This is a genomic window from Pseudomonas sp. UV AK001, assembly GCF_046097675.1.
GTDB lineage: Bacteria > Pseudomonadota > Gammaproteobacteria > Pseudomonadales > Pseudomonadaceae > Aquipseudomonas > Aquipseudomonas kribbensis.
This window is the reverse complement of sequence record NZ_JBJUVZ010000002.1, coordinates 610,497-637,471: the sequence shown is the minus strand read 5'-3', so window position 1 is coordinate 637,471 and position 26,975 is coordinate 610,497. Positions and strand designations below refer to the sequence as shown.

The following is a 26,975-nucleotide window of genomic DNA, read 5'->3' as shown; positions in this document are numbered from 1 at the left end:
CACAGGGATACGGGCGCCTGCGAAGAGTCGATCAGTCGAGGGTCGAACCGCTCACCGGAACGCCGCGCTCAGGGAAGAACAGACGTTGCAGTTCAATGCCCGGGCTTTCGGCGCGCATGAATGCTTCGCCGACCAGGAACGCGTAAACGTCGCTGATTTCCATCAGTTCGACATCGGCACGGTTGAGGATCCCGCTCTCGGTGATCACCAGACGATCGCGCGGAATGCGCGGCAGCAGGTCGAGAGTGGTTTCCAGGCTCACGTCGAAGGTGTGCAGGTTGCGGTTGTTGACCCCGACCAGCGGCGTGTCGAGGGTCTTCAATGCGCGCTCGAGTTCATCGCCGTCGTGGACTTCCACCAGCACATCGAGGCCGACGCCTTTGGCAACCGAAGCCAGCTCGGCCATTTTCACGTCATCCAGTGCGGAGACGATCAGCAGCACACAATCGGCGCCCAGGGCGCGGGCTTCGACGATCTGGTACGGATCGATCATGAAGTCCTTGCGGATCACCGGCAGCGAGCACGCGGCGCGGGCCTGTTGCAGGTAAGCATCGGCGCCCTGGAAGTAATCGATATCGGTCAGCACCGACAGGCAGGTCGCCCCGCCCTTCTCGTAGCTTTTGGCGATGTCGGCGGGAACGAAGTTCTCGCGGATCACGCCTTTGCTCGGCGATGCCTTCTTGATTTCGGCGATCACGGCCGGTTGTTTCTTCTTGGCCTGCGCCAGCAATGCCTGGGCAAAACCACGGGGTGCATCGGCCGCCTTGGCCAGACTTTCCAGCTCGCTCAGGCTCACACGGGCGCTACGCTCGGCGACCTCCTGAACCTTGCGGGCCAGAATGTTTTCCAGAACCGTCGGTACACTCATCCCTCATTCTCCACTTTGAATACCGCGGTAAAGGCACCCAACTCCTCGAGCTTCTCACGAGCGAGACCGGTGTGCAGAGCGTCGTGGGCCAGTGCCACGCCTTCTTTAAGACTGGTTGCCAGGTCAGCGGCGTACAGCGCCGCACCGGCATTGAGCACGATCATTTCCGCAGCCTTCTGGCCGTTTTCGGTCTTGCGCTTGCCCAGTGCATCGCGAATCAGCGCCAGCGAAGCGTCCGGGCCCTCGACCGACAGACCGTGCAGGCTCTGGCTCTTCATGCCCAGATCTTCCGGCTCGACCCAATACTCGGTGATCTCGTTGTTCCTCAGCTCGGCCACATAGGTTGGCGCGGCGAGACTGAACTCGTCCAGACCGTCCTTCGAATGCACCACCAGTACATGTTTGCTGCCCAGACGCTGCAAGACTTCGGCCAATGGCCGGCACAGGGCCTGGGTGAATACGCCGACTACCTGATGTTTGACGCCGGCCGGATTCGTAAGCGGGCCGAGCATGTTGAACAGGGTGCGCAGGCCCAGGTCGCGGCGAGGGCCGGCAGCGTACTTCATGGCTTTGTGATGGGTCTGGGCAAACATGAAACCGATGCCGACGTTGTCGATGCAACGTGCCACCTGAACCGGGGTCAGGTTGAGGTAGATCCCGGCCGCTTCGAGCAGATCGGCACTGCCGCTCTTACCCGACACCGCGCGGTTGCCGTGCTTGGCCACAGTGCAGCCGGCAGCAGCAACGACAAAGGCCGAAGCCGTGGAAACGTTGAAAATATTCGCGCCGTCACCACCGGTGCCGACCACATCGACCACGCCGTCGAGGGTCTTGAGTTCGACCTGGTCCGCCAGCTCGCGCATCACCGACACCGCGCCGACGATTTCGTCGATGCTCTCGCTCTTCATGCGCATGGCCATCATGAACGCGCCGATCTGCGCGTCGGTGCATTGGCCGGTCATGATTTCGCGCATCACATCGCGCATTTCTTCGGTGCTGAGGTCGAGGTGATCGACGATACGGCTCAGGGCTGTCTTGATATTCATGGAGAGTCCTTAGCGCGTGCCGCCGGTTTGTTTGAGGAAGTTGGCGAACAGTTCATGGCCCTGCTCGGTGAGGATCGATTCCGGGTGGAACTGTACGCCCTCGATGTTCAGGGTCTTGTGACGCAGGCCCATGATTTCGTCGACCGAGCCGTCGTCATGTTGCGTCCACGCGGTCAGTTCCAGGCAGTCGGGCAAAGTATCGTGCTTGACGATCAGCGAGTGATAGCGAGTAACCGTCAACGGATGATTCAGACCGGCAAAAACGCCCTTGTCCTCGTGGAATACCGGGCTAGTCTTACCGTGCATCACTTGGCGGGCACGTACCACGTCACCGCCAAAGGCCTGGCCGATGGACTGGTGGCCGAGGCAGACGCCGAGGATCGGCAGCTTGCCGGCGAAGTGCTTGATGGCTTCGATGGAGATGCCGGCTTCGGTCGGTGTGCACGGACCGGGGGAGACCACGATGCGTTCAGGGTTGAGCGCTTCGATTTCGGCGATGGTCAGCTCGTCGTTGCGCACGACCTTGACCTCGGCACCCAGCTCGCCGAGGTATTGCACAACGTTGTAAGTAAAGGAGTCGTAGTTGTCGATCATCAGCAACATGGCGTTTCGAACCTCTTGAATTCTGACTTGGAAACAGCCTTCGGATGACTTGCCAGGACGCTGCACAAAGTCGGACGCGCAAGTGGCGACGGCAAGGCGGCATTTCAAACGGGCAAGGAAGGCAGAGCGATACAGATCCGGCGGGGCCGGCAGAAAAGATTCAGGCGCGCCAACGCCAGCGGGCGTGTGCCTTGATGACTTGATCCAGAAGTTTGCTGGTGATCAACACGGGGAAGGTCTCGTTCATACGTTCCCGCACAGTAACTTAGCTGGGCAGAGCGTGCAATATGGCCGGGCCTGACGGGGGGAAAACTATGGGAGGGTTGACGACCGATGGCAAAACGCCGGAAGTTTTTGGTACTGTCGTTTCGTTCCATACAACAATAAATAAACGGACTTGCTCATGATCAAACAGACGTTGTTTGTACCGCTCGCCGGATGCCTGCTCGCGATGGCCTGCGCCCAGGCGAACGCCGCACCCAATCCTTATTCGAATTTCGTTGTCTTCGGTGACAGTCTCAGCGACGCGGGGACGTTTTCCGATCCGGACGGTCCGGCCGGCTCGGTCAAACGGTTTACCAACCGCACCGGCCCCAACTATCAGGACGGCAGCGGAGAGTTCTACTCGCTCAACGCCACCCAACTGATTGGCGGCCGCCTGGGCTTCACGCCGAATCAGACCGCCTCCGCGGATTCGGCGGTACGCGCCGGCCAGGGTTTGCCGGATGGCAATAACTGGGCGGTCGGCGGCTATCGCACCGACCAGATTCTCGACTCGATCACCACTACATCCGCCAGCGGTGAACGCACCCGTGCCGGCTACCTGCCGTCGAACGGCTTCCGCGCCGACCCGAATGCGCTGTATTACCTGACCGGAGGCGGCAACGACTTCCTGCAGGGCCGCGTCACCAGTCTGCCTCAGGCCAATGCCGCCGCCGACCGACTGGTCGACAGTGTGCGCACCCTGCAAGGCGCGGGCGCCCGCTACATCATGGTCTGGCTGCTGCCGGACATCGGCCTGACCCCGGCCATAAACGGTTCTCCACTGCAAAGCTTCACGTCGCAACTCAGCGCCCAGTTCAACACCGAACTGGTGAGCCAGCTGCAGACGGTCAACGCCAACGTCATTCCGTTGAACATCCCGGTGCTGCTCAAGGAAGCGTTTGCCAATCCGGCCCAGTTCGGCCTGGCCACCGATCAGAATCTGGTCGCCACCTGCTTCAGCGGCGACGGCTGCACCGAGAACGCCCGGTACGGGATCAACAGCGCGACACCGGATCCGACCAAGCTGATTTACAACGATTCGGTGCACCCGACCGAAGCCGGGCAACGTTTGATCGCCGACTACGCCTACTCGTTGCTGGCTGCGCCGTGGGAGCTGACCCTGCTGCCGGAAATGGCCCAGGGCACGTTGCGCGCGCATCAGGATGAATTGCGCAATCAATGGCTGGCCGACTGGGAAAACTGGCAAGGCGTTGGCCAATGGCGGGCGATTGTCTCCGCTGGAGGCCAGCATCAGGACTTCGACGACCAGCACGCCGGGGCAAGTGCCGACGGCAACGGTTACAACCTGAACATCGGTGGCAGCTACCGCCTCGACGACGCCTGGCGCGTGGGTGTGGCGGCAGGTTTCTATCATCAGAAAATCGAAGCCGGCGACAACGACTCCGAGTACAAGCTCAATTCCTACATGGGCACCGCGTTCGCCCAGTACCAGCAAAACCGCTGGTGGGGTGACCTGGCCGTTACCGCCGGACATCTGGACTACGACAGCCTGAAGCGCAAGTTCCAACTCGGGGTCAACGAACGCGGCGAGAAAGGCGATACCGACGGCTATGTACTGGCCATCGGCGGCCGCGTCGGCTACGACATCGCGCCAGAGGCCAGCAGCCCGTGGCATCTGTCGCCCTTCGTCAGCGCCGATTTCGGCAAGGTCGAAGTCGACGGTTACTCGGAAAAAGGCGCGGACGCCACTGCGCTGACCTTCGATGACCAGTCGCGCAACTCCCGCCGCCTCGGTCTCGGCATCCAGGGCAAATACCAGATCACCGCACAGACCCAGGTCTTCGGCGAATTCGCCCACGAGCGCGAATACAACGACGACGCCCAGGATCTGACGATGAACCTCAACAGCCTGCCGAACAATCGCTACACCCTGGAAGGCTACACACCGCAGACCAACCTCAACCGCCTGAACCTGGGCGTCAGCCACAACCTCACCAAGGAAGTGGCCCTTCGCGCCAGCTACAACATTCGCAAGGATGACGACTTTACCCAGCAAGGCGTCAATGTTGGCGTAAGTCTCGACTTCTGATCAGTCGGCAATAAAAAACGCGGCGCCCTCACAGGCGCCGCGTTTTTTTGTGGCTGAATCCCCCGTCACTCAGTCCGGGGTTTGCTCCGCGAGAGCAACAGCCCGGAACATCGCCCGACGCTTGTTGATGGTTTCTTCCCATTCCAGCGCCGGTACCGAGTCGGCAACGATGCCGCCACCGGCCTGCACATGCAGCTCGCCGTTCTTGATGACGGCAGTGCGGATCGCAATCGCGGTGTCCATGTTGCCGTTCCAGGCGAAGTACCCGACCGCACCGCCATACACTCCACGCTTGACCGGTTCCAGTTCGTCGATGATTTCCATCGCACGGATCTTCGGCGCCCCGGACAGGGTGCCCGCCGGCAGAATCGCCCGCAGCGCGTCCATGGCGGTCAGGCCGGATTTCAGCTGGCCGGTCACGTTGGACACGATGTGCATCACGTTGGAATAACGCTCGATGACCATTTTCTCGGTGAGTTTCACCGAACCGATTTCCGAAACGCGACCGGTGTCGTTGCGACCGAGATCGATCAGCATCAGATGCTCGGCGATCTCCTTGTCGTCGGACAGCAGGTCTTCTTCCAGCGCCACGTCGGCCTCTTCGGTAGCCCCGCGAGGACGGGTGCCGGCAATCGGGCGTACGGTGATCAGGTTGTCTTCGACCCGCACCAGCACTTCCGGCGAGCTGCCGACGACGTGGAAATCACCGAAGTTGAAGAAGTACATGTACGGCGTCGGGTTGAAGCAACGCAGCGCACGGTACAGATCGATCGGCGCAGCCTTGAAGTCGATCGACATGCGCTGGGACGGCACAACCTGCATGCAGTCACCGGCGAGAATGTATTCCTTGATGGTGTCGACGGCTTTTTCGTAGTCATCCTGGGTGAAACTGGAGCGGAACACCGGCTCGGCCGCCTGTTGCTTGCTGAAATCCAGACCCCGGCGCGGGGTGATCGGCTGACGCAGCTTTTCCAGCAGTTCCTGCAATTGCGCCTGGCCCTGCTCGTAGGCATCAGCCTGCGACGGGTCGGCCAGCACGATCGCGTGCATCTTGCCGGCGAGGTTGTCGAAGACCACCACCGCATCGGAGACCATCAGCAGAATGTCCGGCACGCCCAGCGGATCCGGGTTCGGGCACTTGCCGAGGCGCTTCTCTACATAACGCACGCAGTCGTAGCCGAAGTAACCCACCAGGCCGCCGTTGAAGCGCGGCAGACCGGCGATGGTCGGCACGTTGTAGCGAGCCTTGAAGGTTTCGACGAAGGCCAGCGGGTCTTCGACGTCGTGGCTTTCGGTCTCGACGCCATCGACGGTGATGCTGACGTGATGGTCATGGACCCGCAGCACGGTGCGGCACGGCAGGCCGATAATCGAGTAACGGCCCCACTTCTCGCCGCCCTGCACCGATTCGAGCAGGTAGGAGTTGGGCTGGTCGGCCAGTTTCAGGTAGATCGACAGCGGGGTGTCGAAGTCGGCCAGGGTTTCGCAGGCCAGCGGGATGCGGTTGTAGCCGTCAGCGGCCAGACGCAGGAATTCTTCGCGGATCATAGGGTGCCTCGTGGTGTGAGGTGCAAATCAGTCAGGTGTGCAAACGCGCCGGCAGGCCGGCCAGGAACAAGTCAGGCGCGCCAACGCCAGCGGGCCAGGGCCTTGATGACTTTCATCCAGAGTTTGCGGGTGACCACCACGATGGCGTTTCCAGAAGGGGATTGAGATGCGTCGGGCAACGTTATCTCAGCGGCCGTATCCAGGCAACCGGGAATTAGCTTGCGCAGATCGTCGATCACCAGCGCCGGGGATTCCTCGGCAATCGGCCGGCCATGGTTGTAGCCATAGCTCAGCGCGACACATTTGACCCCCGCCGCTTTCGCCGCCAGCACGTCGCTGCGCGAATCACCGACGAACAGCGATTGCGAGGCCGGAATGCCAGACATCTTCATGACGAAGAACAGCGCCGCCGGATCGGGCTTCTTCTGTGGCAGCGTATCGCCGCCGATGATCCACTTGAAGTAGCGGCCGATCTTCATCTGATCCAGCAGCGGCGCGACGAAGCGCTCCGGCTTGTTGGTGATCAGCGCCATGGCCGCGCCCTGCTTGTGCAGCCATTTCAGGGTGTCGCGCACGCCGGGATAGACCACGGTCAGCTCATGGCTGGCGCCATAGGCTTCCATGAACACCTCCAGCGCATGCTCGGCTTCGACGTCATCCACGGCGGAATGGTCGATGCCGCCGGCCAAGGCGCGGCGCACCAGCACCGGCGCGCCGTTGCCGACCCACTCGCGCACCGACTCGATACCGGCAGGCTTGCGCCCGAGGGAGAGCAGCATGTTATCCACCGCCGCCGCCAGGTCGGGTACCGAGTCGATCAGCGTGCCATCCAGATCGAACATCACCAACCGCGGCAGTTGCCCCGGGAACAGCTGCTCAAAACCGCTCATGGGCGGGCCAGCGCCAGTTCGGAACGCATCTTGTCGATGACTTCCTGATAGTTCGGCGCATTGAAGATCGCCGAGCCGGCCACGAAGGTGTCGGCACCGGCAGCGGCGATTTCACGGATGTTGTTGACGTTGACGCCGCCGTCGATTTCCAGGCGGATGTCACGGCCCGAGGCATCGATGATCGCGCGCGCTTCGCGCAGCTTGTCGAGGGTGCCGGGGATGAATTTCTGCCCGCCGAAGCCCGGGTTGACGCTCATCAGCAAGACCATGTCGACCTTGTCGATCACGTACTTGAGCACGTCCAGCGGGGTCGCCGGGTTGAACACCAGGCCGGATTTGCAGCCGCCTTCACGGATCAGTTGCAGCGAACGATCGACGTGCAGCGTGGCTTCCGGGTGGAAGGTGATGTAGGTGGCGCCGGCCTCGATGAAGTCGCCGACGATGCGATCCACCGGGCTGACCATCAGGTGGGCGTCGATCGGCGCGGTGATGCCGTACTTGCGCAGCGCGGCGCAGACCATCGGGCCGATGGTCAGGTTCGGCACGTAGTGGTTGTCCATGACATCGAAGTGGACGAAGTCGGCACCGGCGGCCAGAACGTTGTCCACTTCCTCGCCCAGGCGGGCGAAGTCGGCGGAGAGAATCGACGGAGCAATAACGAAGGGCTGCATGACGCACCTTTTCTGAGCTAAATCACGATGGCGCGCATTGTATACCTCAAGTTTCCGCGCGCGCACCGTGACCGCGATGATTGGGTTGTGCCATGACGGATGACCGGCGGGTTCTCAGTACGCCGCCCGGTAGATCTTCTCGATGTCGCCAGCGCTGAGCTTGCGCGGGTTGTTGCGCATCAGGCGCTCGATCCCCGCGGCCTCTACGGCCATGGCCGGGATCGCGTCTTCGGGTACGCCGAAACTGCGCAGGCCCAGCGGGATTTCCACCGCTGCGCACAGTTCGGTCATCGCCGTTACGGCGCTGTCGGCCGCTTCATTGAGACTCAGATGAGCGGTCTTCACCCCCATGGCTTCGGCAATATCCTGCATTCGCTCGACGCAGGCCATCTTGTTCCAGGTCATGACATACGGCAGCAACAGCGCATTGCTGACGCCGTGGGCAATATTGAAGCGCCCGCCCAGCGGATACGCCAGCGCATGCACCGCGCCGACCCCGGCATTGCCGAACGCCATGCCGGCCATCAGGCTGGCGGTGGCCATGTCTTCCCGGGCCTGCAGGTTGGATGGATTGGCGTAGGCCTTGGGCAATGACCGGGCGATCAGCTTGATTGCGCCGATGGCCAGCGAATCAGTGATCGGCGAGGCATTCAGCGACAGATAGGACTCGATGGCATGCACCAGCGCATCGACACCACTGGCGGCGGTGACACTGCGCGGACAGGTCAGGGTCATTTGCGGACTGACCAGCGCCACGTCCGGCAACAGGTAATCGCTGACGATGCCTTTCTTCAACTGGGCGACCTTGTCCGAGAGAATCGCCACGTTGGTCACCTCGGAACCGGTGCCGGCCGTGGTCGGGATGGCGATCAGCGGTGGGCCTTTGCGCGGCACCTGGTCGACGCCGAACAGATCTTCCAGCGCACCGTGATAACCGGCATACGCGGCGACACTCTTGGCGATGTCGATGGCACTGCCGCCACCGAGGCCGATCAGCCCGTCATGCCCGCCCTCTCGGTAGACGCGCATGCAATCCTCGACGATGGCGATTTCCGGATCCGGCAGCACCCGGTCGAAGATTTCGTACTCGCGCTCGCCGATCTGCGCCAGCGCCAGCTCCACCGTGCCGGACTTGACCAGCGCGGCATCGGTGACAATCAGCGGGTTGTCGATGTCCAGCCGTGTGAGCTCGGCCGCCAGTTGCTCGATGGCCCCGGCGCCGGTGATCAGTTTGTGAGCGATCTTGAACGAGGAAAGACTCATCGTGCGCAGCCTCTTATAGATGTGGGAGCTGAGCACAAGCGTAGCTGGGGAATTGGGGTTGTCTGGTATTCAGGTTGTGAATGACGGAGGCAAGATCAAAGGCGCCCTCACCCTAACCCTCTCCCGGAGGGAGAGGGGACTGACCGCGGTGAATTTTCGCTATACACCGACCTGAATTACCGAATCGAACTCAGGCTTTGAAAAGCACAGAGACCTGCTCCTTTTATTAAGTCCACCGCATATTCTGAAAACACAAAAAATCGGCTCCCTTTCCCCCTCGCCCCCTTGGGGGAGAGGGTTGGGGTGAGGGGGTAAAGATCTCAAGCCGAATGCTAAACCTGAGCGGTGCGCAGTTTTTCGCTACGCCCACGCAACCACTCCAGCGTCAGCAACAAGATCACCGAGAAGGCAATCAACAACGTCGCAGCCGCAGCAATCGTCGGACTCAGGTTCTCCCGAATCCCGCTGAACATCTGCCGAGGCAACGTCGCCTGCTCGGGCCCGGCAAGGAACAACGTCACCACCACTTCATCGAACGATGTCGCAAAGGCAAACAGCGCACCGGAAATCACCCCCGGCGCAATCAGCGGCAAGGTCACCCGGCGGAACGTCACCAGCGGTGAGGCGCCAAGACTGGCCGCCGCCCGCACCAGGTTATGGTTGAAGCCCTGCAAGGTCGCCGACACCGTGATGATCACGAACGGCACACCCAACACCGCGTGCACCACGATCAGCGAGAAGAAACTGTTGCCCAGCCCCAGCGGCGCGAAGAACAGATAACTGGCCACACCAATGATCACCACCGGCACCACCATCGGCGAAATCACCAGCGCCATCACCAGCGCCTTGCCGGGAAATTCGCCACGGGTCAGGCCGATGGCCGCCAACGTACCGAAGACCATCGCGAGCACGGTCGCCGCCGGGGCGACGATGATGCTGTTCTGCAGCGAGCGCATCCATTCCGCCGAGGCGAAGAAGTCCTGATACCAGTGCAACGAGAAACCTTGCAGCGGGTACACCAGGAAACTGCCCGAATTGAACGACAGCGGCACGATCACCAGCACCGGCAGGATCAGGAACAGCAGGATCAAGCCGCAGAGGATCCGCAAGCTGTAGAACCACACCCGCTCGACGGGCGACATATAAGGACTCAGCATTTCAAATTCCCCTTAGCTCAGGCGCAGGCGACTGGCGCCCACCAGCCAGCTGTAGATCAGATAAAGCACCACGGTCGCCAGCAGCAACAAACCGCCCAGCGCAGTGGCCATGCCCCAGTTGATGCTGGTGTTGGTGTAGAACGCGACGAAGTAGCTGACCATCTGATCGTTCGGGCTGCCCAGCAGCGCCGGGGTGATGTAGTAGCCGATGGCGAGGATGAACACCAACAGGCAACCGGCGCCGACACCGGCGTAAGTCTGCGGGAAGTACACCCGCCAGAAACTGGCGAACGGATGGCAACCGAGGGAAATCGCGGCACGCATGTAGGTCGGCGAGATGCCTTTCATCACGCTGTAGATCGGCAGGATCATGAACGGCAGCAGGATGTGCACCATCGAGATGTAGACCCCGGTGCGGTTGAACACCAGCTCCAGCGGCTTATCGATGATGCCCATAGCCATCAGCGCGCTGTTGATCAAGCCGCCGGATTGCAGCAACACGATCCACGCCGCGACCCGCACCAGGATCGAAGTCCAGAACGGCAGCAGCACCAGAATCATCAACAGGTTGCTTTGACGCGAAGGCAGATTGGCCAGCAGGTATGCCAGCGGATAGGCCAGCACCAGGCAGATCACGGTGATGATCAGGCCCATCCAGAAGGTCCGGGCGAAGATGTCGAGGTAGATCGCCTGATCCGGGGTGGCCGGGGCCAGTTCGCCGAGGTCGTCGATGCGATGATCCACTGCCGCCAACAGATAGAACGGCGTGATGCTGCTGGTGTTGCGCTTCACCGCCTGCCAATAGGCCGGATCGCCCCAGCGTTCGTCGAGGCCTTCCAGCGCTTCTTTATAAGAGGCCGGTTCGCTGGCGAAGGGCAGCGAGCGGGCAGTTTTGGTCAGCAGGCTGCGATAGCCGGCCAACTCCATGTTCAGGCGTTTGGACAGATCGCCCAGGGTCTGGTTTTTGCGCGCTTCGGCGAGGTCTTCGCCGGCGGCCTTGTAGACCGGTTCAGCAGGCAGTCCGCGACCGTCCCAACTGGCAATGGCCGCCACGGTGCGTGGCATGCCGCCCACCACTTCCGGGTTGCCGACGCTTTTGTAGAGCAGCGCCACGATCGGCACCAGGAACACCAGCAACAGAAACAGCACCAGTGGCGCGATCAGCGCCTGGGCCTTCCAGCGGTTGACCCGCTCGGCGCGCTTGAGCTTCTGCTTCAAGGTGGGGCTGTTGCCCTCGTTCAGGGGAACGGCGATGGCCATGACGTACTCCGCAAATCTTTTGAATGACGGCGTCACCCTTGGGGTGACGCCGCGTATGCATCACGCCTTACTTCGCAGCCCAGGCGTTGAAACGCTGCTCCAGTTGCTCACCGTTGTCAGCCCAGAAGCTGACATCGATCTGCACCTGGTTGGCGATGTTTTCCGGGGTGGTCGGCATGTCTTTCAGGATCGCCTTGTCCAGCAAAGGCACGGCCTGGGAGTTGGCCGGACCGTAGGCGATGTTTTCCGAGTAGGTCTTCTGCTGCTGCGGCTGCACCGAGAACGCGATGAATTTCTTCGCCGCTTCGGCACGTGTCTTGTCCAGGCCTTTCGGGATGGCCCATGCGTCGAAGTCGTAGATGCCGCCGTTCCACACCACTTTCAGGTTGGATTCTTTCTGCACCGCAGCGATACGACCGTTGTAGGCCGAGCTCATGACCACGTCACCGGAGGCGAGGTATTGCGGCGGTTGGGCGCCGGCTTCCCACCACTGGATGTTCGGCTTCAGCTCATCCAGTTTCTTGAACGCGCGGTCCTGGCCGTTCTTGCTGGCCAGTTCCTTGTAGACGTCTTTCGGCGCAACGCCGTCGGCCATCAGTGCGAATTCGAGGGTGTACTTGGCGCCTTTGCGCAGGCCACGCTTGCCCGGGAATTTCTTGGTGTCCCAGAAATCCGCCCAGCTGGTCGGTGCGGTTTTCAGCTTGTCGGCGTTGTAGGCCAGTACGGTCGACCACACGAAGAAGCCCACGCCGCACGGCTGGATCGCGCCTTTGACGTAGTCTTCGGTCTTGCCGAACAGCGCAGGATCGAGTTGCTCGAACATGTCTTCGTCGCAGCCTCGGGACAGTTCCGGCGATTCAACCTCCACCAGATCCCAGGACACGCTCTTGGTATCGACCATGGCTTTGACCTTGGCCATCTCACCGTTGTACTCACCCGCGACGATCTTGCCGTTGCCCGCCGCTTCCCACGGTGCGTAGAAGGCTTTGACTTGCGCCGCCTTGTTCGCCCCGCCAAACGACACCACGGTCAGATCCGGGCCGGCGGCCATTGCGCTTGCCGCACCCATCAGGCCCAGGGTCAGGGCTGTGAACTTCAGGGATCTCAACATTTATTGTTCTCTCCACGTGCAGGGTTGGTGTTGGTATTGCCGGGGCGATCAATGCGCCTCATGGGGACGCCCTCACTTAGTTTCCTCACCGCTTTAAGGCACAACCCGAAGGGCCGGGCCTGCTGTTGTGCAGGGCTGCGTTGCTCGAAGCTTATTTGGAATGACCAAACCACGCTTCTCGCGCCTTGCCCTGCACAACAGCAGACCCGGCGCGGTGTGGAAACTAAGTGAGGGCGTCCCCTAGTGGGTCGAGTGCGCGAACGTGCTCGACCTGCCAGCCAAGCGGAACCACGTCGCCGACCGCGAGCGCTGGATCGAGCTCGGCAATCGGTTGTTTCACGAAGAAGTCGGTCTTGCCGCAGACTTCCAGGCGCACCCGGACGTGGTCGCCCAGATAGATGAATTCGGCCACCCGCCCGGAGAAGCGGTTGACGCATTGGTCGCTCGAACCGTTGAGGCTGACGCGCTCCGGCCGGATCGACAGGGTGACCGGTTCGCCGGTCTGGCCGATGTTGACCGCCAGCGCCTCGACCTTTTCCCCGCGACCCAGCTCGACCACACAGCGCTCGCCGTTCTGGCTGAGCAGACGACCGTTGAGGCGGTTGTTCTCGCCGATGAAGTTGGCGACAAAGGTGTTTTTCGGTTCTTCGTAGAGGGTGCGCGGCGGTGCGATCTGCTGGATCTCGCCCTGATGGAACACGGCAACACGGTCGGACATGGTCAGGGCTTCGCCCTGGTCGTGGGTCACGTAGACCACGGTCACGCCGAGGCGCTGGTGCAGGTGTTTGATCTCCATCTGCATGTGTTCGCGCAGTTGCTTGTCGAGGGCGCCGAGGGGTTCGTCCATCAGCACCAGTTGCGGCTCGAACACCAGCGCGCGGGCCAGTGCCACACGCTGCTGCTGACCGCCGGACAGTTGCGCCGGATAACGCGATGCGAAGGCATCGAGCTGGACCATGCTCAGGACTTTCTTGACCTTGTCGCTGACGTCGCTCTTGTTCAGGCCACGCACGGTCAGCGGAAACGCCAGGTTCTCGGCGACAGTCATGTGCGGGAACAGTGCGTAGTTCTGGAACACCATGCCGATGTCACGCTTGTGCGGCGGCACGTTGTTGATCGCGCGCCCGGCCAGGAGGATTTCGCCGGCAGTCGGTGTTTCGAAACCGGCGAGCATCATCAGGCTGGTGGTCTTGCCGGAGCCGGACGGCCCGAGCAGGGTCAGGAACTCGCCCTTGCGAATGTCCAGGTTGAGGTCTTTGACGATCAGGTTCTCGCCGTCGTAGCTCTTCTGCACCCCACGAAAGCTGACCAGCACATCGCTGGCCCCTGCGTTTGATTCGACCTGGCTCATACCCACACCTTTGTTATTGATGACTGCTGTGGGATTAAGCCTAGTGGCTGCTTGCAGTCACGCAAATCGGGGCGCAGGAGAGAATCGCCTCAGCCGGATGGAAGGCCGGGGGTAGGGATTGCCCTACAAGGATGGCGCGTTTGGACACGTCAGGTGGCGGCCCTGAAGCTCCAGCCACAGGAACCGGCAAAAGTGCCTGTCGCTATTGGATATGGGCGTTAGAGGAGCTTGTGTTCCATCGCGTACTTCACCAGCTCGGCAAGTGAGGTGATGTTGAGTTTCTGCATCAGCCGCGCCTTGTGGGTGCTGATGGTCTTGCTGCTCAGGGCCAGTTGCTGGGCGATGTCGTTGACGTTGGCGCCCTGGGCCAGGCGTTCGAACACCGAGAACTCGCGTTCGGACAACAACGAGTGCAGCGGCCGCGTATCGGTCAGGCCGACTTCGAAGACCATGCGGTCGGCCAGTTCCGGATCAATGTAGCGCCCGCCCGCCGCGACCTTGCGGATTGCTGTCAGCAGCAATGCCGGATCGCTGTCCTTGGTCGCATACCCGGCAGCGCCGACCTTCAGCGCCCGGGCGGCCATCTGCGCTTCGTCGTGCATCGACAGCACCAGAATCGCCGGCGGATTGTTCAGCGCGCGGATGCGCGGAATCGCTTCCAGCCCGTTGACCCCGGGCATGGAAATATCCAGCAGCACCACCTCGCACGGCACATTGCGCAGGGTTTCGAGCAACTGCTCGCCATTGCTCGCCTCCCCCACCACTTGCAGATCCTTGGCCAGGCCGATCAATTGCTTGATGCCTTCGCGAACGATGGTGTGGTCTTCGGCTACCAGTACACGGATCACTTACTTCTCCTCATCCAGAGGCACCCGCACGCTCAGTGTGGTGCCCTCGCCCGGCGCGCTGTCGAGTGACAACTGCCCGCCCATGATCAACACCCGCTCGCGCATGCCCACCAGTCCAAAGGATGTCGGCCTGCCCGCAGCGGCGACAAATCCTACGCCATCATCGCTGACGGTCAGACACAAATCGGTGCCCTCCAGCGCCAGCGTCAGTTCCACAGTATGCGTCCGGGCGTGGCGCATGACGTTGGTCAGCGCCTCCTGGAGGATGCGGAACAGGCCGATGGCCTTGGCGTCGCTGAGCGGTGGCAGATTGTCCGGCACCTGCACCAGACACGGAATCTGCGTGCGCGCCTCGAAACGCCGGGCCTGCCATTCGATCGCCGAGGCAATCCCGGCATCGAGAATCGGCGGGCGCAATGCCGTCGCTACGTCGCGCACCAACTGGAACAACTGGGCGATCAGGCGTTTCATGCTGTTCAGGCGCTCGTTCAGACCCGGGTCGAGTTGCGCATAGGCCAGTTCGCACATCGATGTCTCCAGTTTCAGCACCGTCAACATCTGCCCCAGTTCGTCGTGAACCTCGCGGGCGATGCGCGCCTTCTCCTCTTCCCGCACGCTTTCGAGGTGCGCGGAAAGTTCGCGCAACTGCTCCCGCGATGCCGCCAGCTCCAGTTCGATGCGCTTGCTTTCGGTGATATCCCAGACGATGCCGTCCCAGACATAGGCGCCGTCCTCCAGTTGCCGCGTGATGGCCTTGATCTCGGCCCAGCGCTGCTCGCCCTGGCGCGTCAGGATCCGCCCCTGCCACGACCAGTCGCTGTCGGTGTCCAGCGCATGGTCCTGAGTCTGGTGATAACCGGCCTTGTCGTCCGGATGCACCAGGCTGCGCAAACCCATGTCGCGATGGGCGATGGCGGCCGGTGCGTAGCCCACCAGACTCTCGCTGCCCTCACTGATGTAGGCAAAGTCGATCTGCCCGGTCACCGGCGCCCGCTCCAGGCGGAACACCAGCCCCGGCACGTTGGCCGCGATGCCTTGCAGGCGCGCTTCGCTTTCCTGCAACGCGGCCAGGGCGCGTCGGCGTTCGGTCACGTCGGTGAGATAGACCACCAGATACTCACTGTCGCGAAAGCGCAGAAAACTCAGCGACACATCCGCTGGCAAAACACTGCCATCGGCCCGCACGCAGTTCGTCTCGAAACTGAGCGGCCCTTCCTCGCTGGCCCGGGCGCGCTTCCACAAATTGAGCCAGCGATCCATGTGCAGGCCGGGTTCGAAGTCGATCAACGGTCGCTCGATCAGTGCGCCCTGTGGATAACCAAGCATGTGTTCCGCCGCGCGGTTGGCGTAACGCACGTGACTGTCCCAGTTGACCCAGAGAATGCCGACGGTGCTCTGGTCAATGGAAAACTGGGTCAGGCGCAAGGCTTCTTCGCTGGCGGCGCGCAGGGCGATGTCTTCCCGGGCGGCGAGCAGGCGTTGTTCGAGACTGCGTTGCTGACGCCGCTGCCAGAAAACAATTGCCGCACAACTGAGCAGCAACACGGCGAACAACAGGCTCAGGTTCTGCCAGAACCCCGGCGATTCCGAGAGCCTTGGGTATTTGGGTTGCAGCCATTGCGTGTGCAGGCGTTCCAGATCTTTCGCCGGGATCGCCCGCAAGGCGCTTTCGACGATCCCGGCCAGTTCCGGCCAGTCGCGACGGGTGGCGACTCGCAACAGTTGCGGCAGACCGATGTCGCCAACCACCACCAGTCCGGCAAACTCCGGTTCTGTCGACAGCCGCCCCAGTTGCGCTTCATCCACCACGGCGTAAGACGCCTGCTGACTCAACAGCAACTGCAAGGCCTGACGCTCCAGCGGCACGCCTTGCAGATTCAAATGGGGATAGTTGCCGCGCAGGTAATCAGCGGTGACGCTGGGCATGCGCACGGCCACCCGGGCCTGGCTGTCGAGCTTTTCCAGCTCGACCGAACTGCTGACTTTCTGGTCGCTGACCACCAGTTGCGGCACGCGCATGTACGGATCGGAAAACTGCCAGAGACGCAGCGAGCCGGGCGTCTGGGTCAGGCCCGGGGCGATATCGATCTCGCCGTCCCGTGCGGCGGCTTCGAGTTGTTCCAGATCGGGGAAGTTGCGCCAGCTGAGTTCGATGTCGAGGGCCTTGGCCATCCACTTCATCAACTCGACATTGGCCCCGGACAGCCGCTGCAAGCGCCGGTCGTATTGCGCGTACGGCGCCTGAAGAATCAGGCCGACGCGCAATTCATTGTGTTGGGTCAGCCACTGTTGCTGGCCCGCCGACAACTGCGCAACATGGCTCGGTGGCGCAGCCGCGGCCCAGCCCATCAAGGGAAACGCCAGACAGCCGATAACCCACAGGCAGCAAAAACGCATCATTGAAATCCCATACACTGACAAATTCTGACCAACCCATTAGGCTGCCGGGATACTTTCTGGCCTGGAATAACCGATGCCCCCTGTCTCTCGCCTGGCAATGCCAGCATTGTGCCTGTCGCTGATCCTGCCTTGTGCCTTTTCCGTCGAAGCCGCCGATCCGGCACCCACCCCTGCCGCGGAAAAAACCGCCGAAGAAAAACCGGTCGAACGCCAGCCACTGCTTGAGCGTAGTCAGGAAGAAGCCTCGGCACTCGAACGCAAAGTCCCGGCCCAGGAACAACAACAGTTGCAGGCCGGCAGCGACACCTTCCTCGCCCTGTGGAAACCGGCCAACACCGCCGACCCCAAAGGTGTGGTGATCCTCATCCCCGGTGCCGGCGAAACCGCTGACTGGCCCCAGGCGATCGGCCCGCTGCGGCGCAAGTTGCCGGACGTCGAGTGGAACAGCCTGAGTATCACCCTGCCCGACCTGCAAAGCGATGCCATCGCACCACGCGTGGCCGAAGCACCCGCAACGCCGAAAACCGCCGATGCCGGCAGCAAGGATTCGACCACCGCCCAACCGATCGAGCAAGCCGCCGGTGGTGAAGCGGACGTGGCTGACAAGGTCGTTGCCGAAACTACCGAAGAACAGGCCAAGGCCGACGCCGAGCGAATCTTCGCCCGGATCGACGCGGCGATTGCCTACGCCGAACAGCAAGGCGCGCACAGCATCGTGGTGCTGGGTCACGGCACTGGCGCCTATTGGGCCGCACGGTTCCTCAACGAAAAGCAGACCGCGCAAGTGGAAAAGCTGCTGATGGTCGCCGCGCAAGTGCCGCCCAAGGCCAAGCCTGAACTCGCAGAGCTGACGCCACTGCTGAAGCTGCCGACCGCCGATATCTTCTATATGGACAAGCCGCTGGATCGCAACACCGCACTGGAGCGTCTGCAGGCCAGCAAGCGTTTGAAGACGTCGTCGTTCAGCCAGGTCGCGCTCCAGGCGCTGCCCGACAACAAGGCCGAGCAGGAGCAATTGTTCCGCCGGGTGCGCGGCTGGTTGAACCCGCAAAACCCGGACTGACCGACCACACAAAAAAAGATCGCAGCCTGGGCTGCGATCTTTTTTCATCTAGCGGAAATCCCGCCGCTCGCGAATCAATGTGTAGGCATTGTGCAATTCACGGGTCTTTTCAGTCGCTTCGAGCACCTGAGCCGCCGTCGCTCCACTACCGGCCACCTTGTCCGGATGATGGCGGCTGAGCAGGCGACGATAGGCGCGCTTGATCTGTGCCGGTTCGCTGGTCGCTGACACGCCGAGCAGGCGCATCGCATCCTGATAGCTCACCGCCGCGCTGACGATCGGGCGCTTGTGCGGTTCGTAATCCGCCGCCAGCGCCTGAATCTGGTGAGTCGTCCAGCCCAGCCACTTGCCCCACTGCGCCAGCAGTTCGCGCTCGCTGCTGCCGGCCCGACCGTCGGCCCAGACCATCCGCCAGCAGGCGCGCAACACGCCTTCGGCAGCATGGGGTTGAGCACTCAGACGCCGCAGATAACCGCGCAGGCGATCCCCGCCGGTCTTGCCGCGATTGAACGCGGCAATGGCCCGACGCTGCGCCGGCTCGCTCATGTCCAGCGCGCGCATCTCCTGACGCGCCTGCTGGATATGCCCGTCGGTGACCCGCCCGTCGCTCTTGGCCAGACGCCCGAGCAGGACGAACAACAACTCGTCGTTGCGCAGCATCGGCTGGCCGCCGAGTTTTTCCCGCAAATGTCCCCAGCTCTGCAAATGCAGGCGCCGATCCAGCGCCTGCCCCAACAAAGCCCCAAGCATGGCCCCCGGAATGCTGGCGATAGCAAAACCCGCTCCGGCTCCAATCAGAGTCCCTGGCCACAACATATCAGCGACTCGCTTCTATCAAGGTTTCGGCCTCGGCCAGACGCTCGTGCGTACCGACATCGACCCACTGACCTTTCAGTCGCTCACCGCTGACCTGCCCGTCCGCCATGGCTTTGCGCAGCAACGGTGCCAGTTTGAAGGCGCCGTCCGTGCAGCCGTCGAACAGTTGCGGATGCAGCACGGCGATGCCGCTGTAGGTCAGGGTCGGCGCATCCGGTTGGCCGTCCTGTACCTGATCACCGATCAGACTGAAGTCACCGCTCGGGTGATGGGCCGGGTTGTCCGCCAGCACCAGATGCGCCAGTCCGGAGATCGGCTGGTGCAGCACGCTGAAATCGTAATCGGTCCAGATATCACCGTTGACCACCAGGAACGCTTCGTCACCGAGCAGCGGCAAGGCGCGGAAGATGCCGCCACCGGTTTCCAGCGGCTCGCCTTCGGGCGAGTAACGGATGCTCAGGCCGAATTGCGAGCCGTCGCCCAGGTAATCTTCGATCTGCTGGCCGAGCCAGGCATGGTTGATCACGATCTCGCTGAAACCCGCCGCCGCGAGGGCGCGCAGGTGATACTCGATCAACGGTACGCCAGCGGCACGCACCAGCGGTTTGGGGGTGGTCAGGGTCAGCGGGCGCATGCGCTCGCCTTTGCCGGCCGCCAGAATCATTGCCTTCATGCCGTCACTCCGGCACGCAGGCTGACCAGCAGCGCCTGCAGTTGCGCCAACTCCGGACGGCGTGCGATCACCGCTTCTATATAAGCGAAGAAACGCGGCACGTCGGCCAGGTATCGAGGCTTGCCATCGCGGTGACAGATGCGGGCGAAGATCCCGATGACCTTCAAGTGACGCTGCACGCCCATCAGGTCGCTGGCGCGCAGGAAGTCTTCGAAATCCGGCTGTACCGGAATATTCAGCGCCGTCGCCTGCTGCCAGTAGCTTTCGAGCCAGCCGCGCACACGTTCTTCAGGCCAGCTGAGGAAGGCGTCCTTGAACAGGCAGGTCACGTCGTAGGTCACCGGGCCATAGACTGCATCCTGGAAGTCCAGCACGCCGGGGTTCGGCTCACTGAGCATCAGGTTGCGCGGCATGTAGTCGCGGTGCACCAGCACTTTAGGCTGGGCCAGTGCGCTGTCGATCAGCAGATCGCTGACCTGCTGCCATTGTTGCTGCTGAGTCGCGTCGAATTCGATGCCCAGCTCGCGCTTCACGTACCACTCGGGGAACAGTTCCAGCTCACGGCGCAACAGGGCGACATCGTAGCTCGGCAGCGGTGCCACCATCGGCAACTGCTGAAATGCCAATAGCGCCTGCAAGGCATCGCTGAACAATGCGTCGGCATTTTCGCCATTGATCACGTCGAGATAGGTCTTGTTGCCCAGGTCATTGAGCAAAAGAAATCCGCGTTCGAGGTCTTCTGCATAAATTTTCGGCACGTTGATACCGGATTTCGCCAGCAAAAAGGCGATATCCACAAACGGTTTGCAGTTTTCCTGGGGCGGCGGCGCGTCCATCACGACGAAACTGCGACCGGCGCCTTCCCAACGGAAATAACGGCGGAAACTCGCGTCGCTGCTGGCCGCGGTCAACGTGGCCGGGGGTACGGCACCCCAGCCCTGTTCGGCAAAAAGGGTCGCCAACTGTTCATCGAGCCAAACTTTCAGGTGTTGCAAGCGTACATCTTGGTCAGGCATTGCAAGGGTCTCCGACGGCGCTAGCCGTCAAGCGGGTCATGCTTTATTATCCAGCATCTTTTTCAGACCATCGAGAGGCGTGCGGCCCACACCGCGGGCAGATGGCACGCAGGAAGCCCGGACTAATAAGATGGCATTGAAATCCCCCGCGTTTCGTAAAAAATTTCCGTTGTTGGTAACCGGCAGTCTGCTGGCTATGCAACCTCTGGCCAGTTCATTCGTCGCCGCCGCCGAGCAGTATGACTGCGCCGTCTCGGCTACGGGCGGTTGGGCCTGTTCGCCGAAGACGCCGACGGCTGCATTGCCACCGCGTCCGGTGCATGACGGCAGCGCTGTCAGCGCCACCGGCGAAGCCCCGGCCGAGAACGGCAGCGTTTCGGACTCCGGTCCCAAACCCGTGCTGGTCACCGAGTCCAAGGGCCGCGGCCTGAAATCCCGTAGCGAAGACTACAGTCACCTCGACTGGGTTCCGCGCGAGAAGCTCACCGCCGCCCAACTGGCCGAGACCGGTCCTTACTGCTCTGGTTCCTATATCGAACCGATTCGTCCTGGCATGAATGACAAGACGAATAAAAGTGACGCCCCGACCTTCATCGGCGCGAAAGCGTCGCGCTACAACACCGAAGATCAGGTCGGCACGCTGGCCGGTGACGTGGTTCTGCGTCAGGGCAGCATGCAGGTCGAATCCCAGGAAGCGAGCCTCTACCAGGCCGAGAGCCGCGCCGAACTCAAGGGCGACGTGCGCATCCGCGACAACGGCGCGCTGATCGTCGGCGACCACGCCGATGTGCAGCTCGACACCGGTGAAGCCAAGGTCGACAACGCCGAATACGTGATGCACAAATCGCGTATCCGCGGTAACGCGCTGTACGCCAAGCGCGCCGAAAACGCGATCATCCGTTTGAAGGACGGCACGTACACCACGTGCGAACCGAACAGCAACGCCTGGCAGCTCAAGGGCAACAACATCACCCTGAACCCTGCCACCGGCTTCGGTACCGCGACCAACGTGACACTGCGGGTCAAGGACATTCCGATCCTGTACACCCCGTACATCTACTTCCCGATCGACGATCGTCGCCAGTCGGGTTTCCTGCCGCCGACCATCGGCACCGGCAGCGACACCGGCTTCATGCTGGTCACCCCGTACTACTTCAACCTGGCACCGAATTACGATGCCACGTTGTACCCGCGCTACATGAGCAAGCGTGGCTTGTTGATGGAAGGCGAATTCCGTTACCTGACCAAGTCCAGCGAAGGTCAGTTCGGCGCCGCGTTCCTCAACGACGAAGACACCGATCGCAGCAAACAGACCGATTACGAAAAAAATCGTTACATGTACAACTGGCAACACAAGGGCGGTCTCGACTCCCGCGTGTTCACCCAGGTTGACTACACCAAGATCAGCGATCCGTACTACTTCCAGGATCTGACTACCGATCAGATTGGTGTGAAGAGCGCAGACTTCGTGAACCAGCAGGGTTCGGTCACCTACCGTGGCGACAGCTACACCGCACGCCTGAACGCTCAGGCGTATCAGCTGGCGACCGTATCGAACATCACGCCGTATGACCGTCTGCCGCAGATCACCTTCAATGGTCAGCTGCCATACCATCCGGAAGGTCTGAATTTCGATTACGAGACCGAGATCGTTCGGTTTGATCGCGATCTGAAAAACGGCAACTTCACGAATGAAGACGGTACTGTCGAGCCGCGTCTGGACAACAACGTCCAGGGCCTGGCCCGCGCCAACGGCGACCGCTTGAATCTGAAGCCAGGCGTCAGCCTGCCGATGAACTGGACTTATGGCTTCCTCAAGCCATCGCTCAAGTACCAGTACACCCAGTACCAGCTGGATCTTGACGGCACCGGCAAGTCGCAGATCGATGCCATGACTGCCGAGCAACAAAAACTCAACGGCAAGTTCGACAGCAACCAGAACCGCGGCGTACCGATCGCCAGCATCGACAGCGGCCTGTACTTCGATCGCAACACCTCCTTCTTTGGCAAGAATTACCGCCAGACCCTGGAGCCACGCCTCTTCTACCTCTATGTACCTGAGGTGGACCAGGAAGACATTCCGGTATTCGACACCAGCGAATACACCTTCAACTACGCCTCGCTCTTCCGTGACAACCGCTTCTCGGGTTCCGACCGTGTCGGCGACGAGAACAAACTGTCGCTGGGCGTGACCAGTCGCTGGATCGAAGACGACGGATTCGAGCGTCAACGCATCAGCGTCGGCCAGGCCCTGTACTTCAAGGACCGTGAAGTCCAACTGCCAGGTATCGACGCAAAAACCCGCGACGACGCTCACTCCAATGTGTCTCCGTATGCACTTGAATACGAATACCGTTGGAACCGCGACTGGCGCACCACTGCCGACTACAACTGGGACCCGGACAGCCGCAGCCCACGTTCCGGCAGCGCGATGTTCCATTACCAGCCTGAAGACAACCCGAACAAGGTGGTCAACCTCGGTTATCGCTATCGCAACGACCAGATCCGCTACGACCAGAACACCGGTAAGTGGGCTGTGGGTGGCGGTGACTATGGCACCCCGGGCCAGCCTGGCTACGTGAAGGACTACTACAAGATCCAGCAGCATGACTTTTCGGTCATCTGGCCGATCGTTCCACAGTGGAGCGCGATCAGCCGCTGGCAGTACGACTACAACCGCAATCGCACGCTGGAAGCCTTCGGTGGTTTCGAATACGACAACTGCTGCTGGAAACTGCGCCTGATCAATCGTTACTGGGTTTCTTATGACGAGTTCAGTCAGCAGGCCCCACAAAACGAAAAAGGCGACCACGGCGTCTTCCTCCAAATTGTTCTGAAGGGACTCGGCGGCCTGACTGGCGCCAAGGTAGAGAGCTTCCTCGACAAAGGCATCCAAGGTTATCGTCAACGTGAAGACCAAGCTTTCTGATTGTCTGCGCCCGCTGATGCTGGGCGCGCTGTTCCTGGGTACTGCGGCAAACGCCGCAGTACAGTCCATCGATAAGGTTGTGGCCATCGTCGACAACGACGTGGTCATGCAGAGCCAGCTGGATCAACGCGTCCACGAAGTTCAGCAAACCATCGCCAAGCGCGGTGGCGGCTTGCCGCCTCCGGGCGTGCTGGATCAGCAGGTGCTCGAGCGCCTGATCGTCGAAAACCTGCAGCTGCAGATCGGCGAACGCTCCGGCATCCGCATCACCGATGAAGAGCTGAACCAGGCTGTCGGCACCATTGCCCAGCGCAACAACATGACTGTCGACCAGTTCCGCGCGGCACTGGCTCGCGACGGCCTGAGTTACGAAGCCGCCCGTGATCAGATCCGCAAGGAAATGATCATCAGCCGTGTACGTCAGCGCCGTGTTGCGGAACGCATTCAGGTATCGGAACAGGAAGTGAAGAACTTCCTCGCCTCCGACCTGGGCAAGATGCAACTGTCGGAAGAGCTGCACCTGGCCAACATCCTGATTCCGACCCCGGAAAGCGCCAACTCTGAAGCGATTCAGAGCGCCGCACGTCAGGCGATGGAGGTTTACCAGCAACTCAAGCAAGGCGCTGACTTCGGTCAACTGGCCGTTGCCAGATCCGGCAGCGACAACGCCCTGGAAGGCGGCGACATGGGCTGGCGTAAAGCCGCTCAACTGCCACCACCTTTCGATCGTGAACTGAGCGCCATGTCGCCAGGCGACATCACTCAGCCAGCGCGCACTCCGGGTGGCTTCATCATCCTGAAGCTGCTGGAAAAACGCGGCGGCGAAAGCCAGATGCGTGACGAAGTGCATGTACGCCACATTCTGGTCAAGCCAAGTCCGGTTCGTGACGAAGCCAAAACCAAGGAACTGGCCCAGTCGCTGTATAACCGCATCGAAGCTGGCGAAGATTTCGCCGAACTGGCGAAGAAATACTCGGAAGACCCGGGCTCCGCCCTCAACGGCGGCGACCTGAACTGGATCGACCCGAACGCACTGGTACCGGAATTCCGCGCCGTGATGGCCAAGTCCCCGCAGGGTCAGCTGTCCAAGCCGTTCCAGACCCAATACGGCTGGCACGTTCTGGAAGTCCTTGGCCGTCGCGCCACCGACAGCACCGAACAGGCCCGCGAGCAGCAAGCAATGACCGTACTGCGTAACCGCAAATACGACGAAGAGCTGCAAACCTGGCTGCGTCAGATCCGTGACGAAGCGTACGTAGAGATCAAACTCCCTGGTGCAGACCAGGCAGCGCAGTGAAACCCAAGCGTTTCGCGCTGACACCCGGCGAACCGGCCGGCATCGGTCCCGACCTGTGCCTGCTGCTCGCCTCGCAAGCCCAGCCACATCCCCTGATTGCCATCACCAGCCGCGACCTGCTCCAAGAGCGGGCCGCGCAGCTGGGGCTGGTCGTCAGCTTGCTGGAAGTGGCGCCTGACAACTGGCCGGACGCCCCGGCGCCTGCCAACAGCCTGTACGTCTGGGACACCCCGCTCAGCGCCCCCGTGGTCGCCGGGCAACTGGACAAGGCCAACGCTGCCTTCGTCCTTGAAACCCTGACCCGCGCCGGCAATGGCTGTCTGAACGGCGATTTCGCCGGGATGATCACCGCCCCGGTGCACAAGGGGGTAATCAACGAATCCGGCATCGCCTTTTCCGGCCACACCGAATTCCTCGCCGACCTGACCCACACCGCCCAGGTGGTGATGATGCTTGCCACCCGCGGTTTGCGCGTGGCGCTGGTCACCACTCACCTGCCCTTGCGCGACATCGCCGATGCGATCACGCCGGAGCGGCTGGAACGGGTCACGCGGATCCTGCACGCCGACCTGCAAGACAAATTCGGCATCGCCCAACCGCGCATCCTGGTCTGCGGGCTCAACCCGCACGCCGGCGAAGGCGGACACCTGGGCCATGAAGAAATCGACATCATCGAACCAACATTGGAGCGCCTGCGCGGCGAGGGCATGGACCTTCGTGGCCCGCTGCCTGCCGACACTCTGTTTACCCCCAAATATCTGGAGCACTGCGACGCAGTGCTGGCGATGTACCACGACCAGGGCCTGCCCGTGCTCAAGTACAAAGGCTTCGGCGCAGCGGTCAACGTGACCCTGGGCCTGCCGATCATCCGCACCTCCGTCGATCATGGCACCGCCCTGGATCTGGCCGGCAGCGGCAAGATCGACACCGGCAGCCTGCAGGTCGCCCTGGAAACCGCCTACCAGATGGCCGAGACCCGTTTATGACCGAGCAATACCAACACAAGGCGCGCAAACGCTTTGGCCAGAACTTCCTGCACGATGCCGGCGTCATCGACCGCATCCTGCGCTCCATCAGTGCCAAGCCTGACGACCGGATGCTGGAAATCGGCCCGGGCCAGGGCGCGCTGACCGCCGGCATCCTCAATTCCGGCGCACAGCTGGACGTGGTGGAACTGGACAAGGACCTGATCCCGATCCTCAACCAGCAGTTCGCCGGCAAGAGCAATTTCAACCTGCACCAGGGCGATGCGTTGAAGTTCGACTTCAACACCCTGAACGCAGCGCCGAACAGCCTGCGCGTGGTCGGCAACCTGCCGTACAACATTTCCACGCCGCTGATTTTCCACCTGCTGAACAACGCCGGCATCATTCGCGACATGCACTTCATGTTGCAGAAGGAAGTCGTGGAGCGTCTGGCCGCCGGCCCGGGTGGCGGCGACTGGGGCCGTCTGTCGATCATGGTTCAGTACCACTGCCGGGTCGAACATCTGTTCAACGTCGGCCCGGGGGCTTTCAACCCGCCGCCGAAGGTCGACTCGGCCATCGTGCGTCTTGTGCCGCACGCGGTACTGCCGCATCCGGCCAAGGATCATCGCTTGCTGGAGCGCGTCGTGCGCGAAGCTTTCAACCAGCGCCGCAAGACTCTGCGCAACACCCTCAAGCAATTGCTGAGCAACGCTGAAATCGAGGCCGCCGGCGTCGATGGCAGCCTGCGTCCCGAGCAGCTCGATCTGGCCGCATTCGTGCGCCTGGCCGACAAGCTTGCCGAACAGCCTGCGAAAACACCTGCAGCCGACTGACAGGCAATCATCGCGCTCGGGCAGGACGCCGCTCTGGTCTCCTGCCCGAT

Annotated in this window: 22 protein-coding genes; 6 read left to right on the top strand and 16 right to left on the bottom strand. The window is 61.7% G+C overall.

Going from position 1 to position 26,975, the window contains the following annotated elements; genetic code table 11:
• Positions 1-31 precede the first annotated feature (31 nt).
• Genes trpC through ACKLNA_RS10930 form a run of 3 tightly spaced genes read right to left on the bottom strand, consistent with a single transcriptional unit; the run spans position 32 to position 2,517 of the window.
• Positions 32-868 carry an indole-3-glycerol phosphate synthase TrpC gene (gene trpC / locus ACKLNA_RS10940; RefSeq protein WP_119427656.1) on the bottom strand — a complete coding sequence of 279 codons (837 nt, stop codon included), beginning with the start codon at positions 866-868 and terminating at the stop codon, positions 32-34.
• Positions 865-1,914: an anthranilate phosphoribosyltransferase gene (gene trpD / locus ACKLNA_RS10935; protein WP_408985857.1), complete on the bottom strand. Its 1,050-nt coding sequence runs from the start codon at positions 1,912-1,914 to the stop codon at positions 865-867. Before trpD ends, trpC begins: the two co-directional genes overlap by 4 nt.
• Positions 1,915-1,923: 9 nt before the next feature.
• Positions 1,924-2,517: an aminodeoxychorismate/anthranilate synthase component II gene (locus ACKLNA_RS10930; protein WP_025113531.1), complete on the bottom strand. Its 594-nt coding sequence runs from the start codon at positions 2,515-2,517 to the stop codon at positions 1,924-1,926.
• Positions 2,518-2,920: 403 nt separating this feature from the next.
• Here ACKLNA_RS10930 and estP point away from each other — a divergent pair, with 403 nt between their 5' ends.
• A complete protein-coding gene (gene estP / locus ACKLNA_RS10925) occupies positions 2,921-4,831 on the top strand; it encodes an esterase EstP (RefSeq protein WP_408985856.1) in 1,911 nt (636 codons plus the stop codon).
• 69 nt (positions 4,832-4,900) lie between these two features.
• On the opposite strand, the gene trpE is transcribed toward estP, so the two are convergent.
• The 10 genes from trpE to ACKLNA_RS10875 form a co-directional block, all read right to left on the bottom strand.
• Positions 4,901-6,379: an anthranilate synthase component I gene (trpE, locus tag ACKLNA_RS10920; RefSeq protein WP_408985855.1), complete on the bottom strand. Its 1,479-nt coding sequence runs from the start codon at positions 6,377-6,379 to the stop codon at positions 4,901-4,903.
• A gap of 71 nt (positions 6,380-6,450) precedes the next feature.
• Positions 6,451-7,269, bottom strand: coding sequence for a phosphoglycolate phosphatase (locus ACKLNA_RS10915; protein ID WP_408985854.1), 819 nt, complete (start codon positions 7,267-7,269; stop codon positions 6,451-6,453).
• Positions 7,266-7,940: a ribulose-phosphate 3-epimerase gene (gene rpe / locus ACKLNA_RS10910; RefSeq protein WP_003228808.1), complete on the bottom strand. Its 675-nt coding sequence runs from the start codon at positions 7,938-7,940 to the stop codon at positions 7,266-7,268. Before rpe ends, ACKLNA_RS10915 begins: the two co-directional genes overlap by 4 nt.
• A gap of 114 nt (positions 7,941-8,054) precedes the next feature.
• A complete protein-coding gene (locus tag ACKLNA_RS10905; protein WP_408985853.1) occupies positions 8,055-9,203 on the bottom strand; it encodes an iron-containing alcohol dehydrogenase in 1,149 nt (382 codons plus the stop codon).
• 332 nt (positions 9,204-9,535) lie between these two features.
• Positions 9,536-10,360 carry an ABC transporter permease gene (locus ACKLNA_RS10900; RefSeq protein ID WP_408985852.1) on the bottom strand — a complete coding sequence of 275 codons (825 nt, stop codon included), beginning with the start codon at positions 10,358-10,360 and terminating at the stop codon, positions 9,536-9,538.
• Between the two features lie 12 nt (positions 10,361-10,372).
• The gene (locus ACKLNA_RS10895; RefSeq protein ID WP_408985851.1) at positions 10,373-11,620 is read right to left on the bottom strand and encodes an ABC transporter permease; all 1,248 of its coding nucleotides are present in this window, start codon (positions 11,618-11,620) and stop codon (positions 10,373-10,375) included.
• A gap of 67 nt (positions 11,621-11,687) precedes the next feature.
• The gene (locus tag ACKLNA_RS10890) at positions 11,688-12,731 is read right to left on the bottom strand and encodes an ABC transporter substrate-binding protein (protein ID WP_408985850.1); all 1,044 of its coding nucleotides are present in this window, start codon (positions 12,729-12,731) and stop codon (positions 11,688-11,690) included.
• A 223-nt stretch (positions 12,732-12,954) separates the two neighbouring features.
• The gene (locus tag ACKLNA_RS10885) at positions 12,955-14,082 is read right to left on the bottom strand and encodes an ABC transporter ATP-binding protein (protein WP_108563389.1); all 1,128 of its coding nucleotides are present in this window, start codon (positions 14,080-14,082) and stop codon (positions 12,955-12,957) included.
• A gap of 218 nt (positions 14,083-14,300) precedes the next feature.
• Positions 14,301-14,930: a response regulator transcription factor gene (locus ACKLNA_RS10880; protein ID WP_085709227.1), complete on the bottom strand. Its 630-nt coding sequence runs from the start codon at positions 14,928-14,930 to the stop codon at positions 14,301-14,303.
• The gene (locus ACKLNA_RS10875; RefSeq protein ID WP_408985849.1) at positions 14,931-17,330 is read right to left on the bottom strand and encodes a PAS domain S-box protein; all 2,400 of its coding nucleotides are present in this window, start codon (positions 17,328-17,330) and stop codon (positions 14,931-14,933) included.
• Between the two features lie 73 nt (positions 17,331-17,403).
• Here ACKLNA_RS10875 and ACKLNA_RS10870 point away from each other — a divergent pair, with 73 nt between their 5' ends.
• Entirely contained in the window at positions 17,404-18,393 is a 990-nt protein-coding gene (locus ACKLNA_RS10870) for an alpha/beta hydrolase family protein (RefSeq protein WP_408985848.1), read from the top strand.
• A 48-nt stretch (positions 18,394-18,441) separates the two neighbouring features.
• Here the strand turns inward: ACKLNA_RS10870 and ACKLNA_RS10865 are convergent, their stop codons facing one another.
• Genes ACKLNA_RS10865 through ACKLNA_RS10855 form a run of 3 tightly spaced genes read right to left on the bottom strand, consistent with a single transcriptional unit; the run spans position 18,442 to position 20,898 of the window.
• Positions 18,442-19,209 carry a TerB family tellurite resistance protein gene (locus tag ACKLNA_RS10865; RefSeq protein ID WP_408985847.1) on the bottom strand — a complete coding sequence of 256 codons (768 nt, stop codon included), beginning with the start codon at positions 19,207-19,209 and terminating at the stop codon, positions 18,442-18,444.
• Position 19,210: 1 nt separating this feature from the next.
• On the bottom strand, positions 19,211-19,882 hold the full coding sequence (gene murU, locus ACKLNA_RS10860) for an N-acetylmuramate alpha-1-phosphate uridylyltransferase MurU (protein ID WP_248740047.1): 672 nt from the start codon (positions 19,880-19,882) through the stop codon (positions 19,211-19,213).
• Positions 19,879-20,898: an aminoglycoside phosphotransferase family protein gene (locus ACKLNA_RS10855; RefSeq protein WP_114885884.1), complete on the bottom strand. Its 1,020-nt coding sequence runs from the start codon at positions 20,896-20,898 to the stop codon at positions 19,879-19,881. The genes murU and ACKLNA_RS10855 overlap by 4 nt, the downstream gene beginning before the upstream one ends.
• 130 nt (positions 20,899-21,028) lie before the next feature.
• Between ACKLNA_RS10855 and ACKLNA_RS10850 the strand changes: the two genes are divergently transcribed.
• Genes ACKLNA_RS10850 through rsmA form a run of 4 tightly spaced genes read left to right on the top strand, consistent with a single transcriptional unit; the run spans position 21,029 to position 26,925 of the window.
• Positions 21,029-23,827, top strand: a complete 2,799-nt coding sequence (locus ACKLNA_RS10850; RefSeq protein ID WP_408985846.1) for an LPS-assembly protein LptD — start codon at positions 21,029-21,031, stop codon at positions 23,825-23,827.
• A complete protein-coding gene (surA, locus tag ACKLNA_RS10845) occupies positions 23,808-25,124 on the top strand; it encodes a peptidylprolyl isomerase SurA (RefSeq protein WP_408985845.1) in 1,317 nt (438 codons plus the stop codon). Before ACKLNA_RS10850 ends, surA begins: the two co-directional genes overlap by 20 nt.
• Positions 25,121-26,110, top strand: a complete 990-nt coding sequence (gene pdxA, locus ACKLNA_RS10840) for a 4-hydroxythreonine-4-phosphate dehydrogenase PdxA (protein WP_408985844.1) — start codon at positions 25,121-25,123, stop codon at positions 26,108-26,110. The genes surA and pdxA overlap by 4 nt, the downstream gene beginning before the upstream one ends.
• Positions 26,107-26,925 (top strand): 16S rRNA (adenine(1518)-N(6)/adenine(1519)-N(6))-dimethyltransferase RsmA, encoded by an 819-nt coding sequence (gene rsmA / locus ACKLNA_RS10835; protein ID WP_085731707.1) that lies wholly within the window; start codon positions 26,107-26,109, stop codon positions 26,923-26,925. The genes pdxA and rsmA overlap by 4 nt, the downstream gene beginning before the upstream one ends.
• Positions 26,926-26,975: the final 50 nt, after the last annotated feature.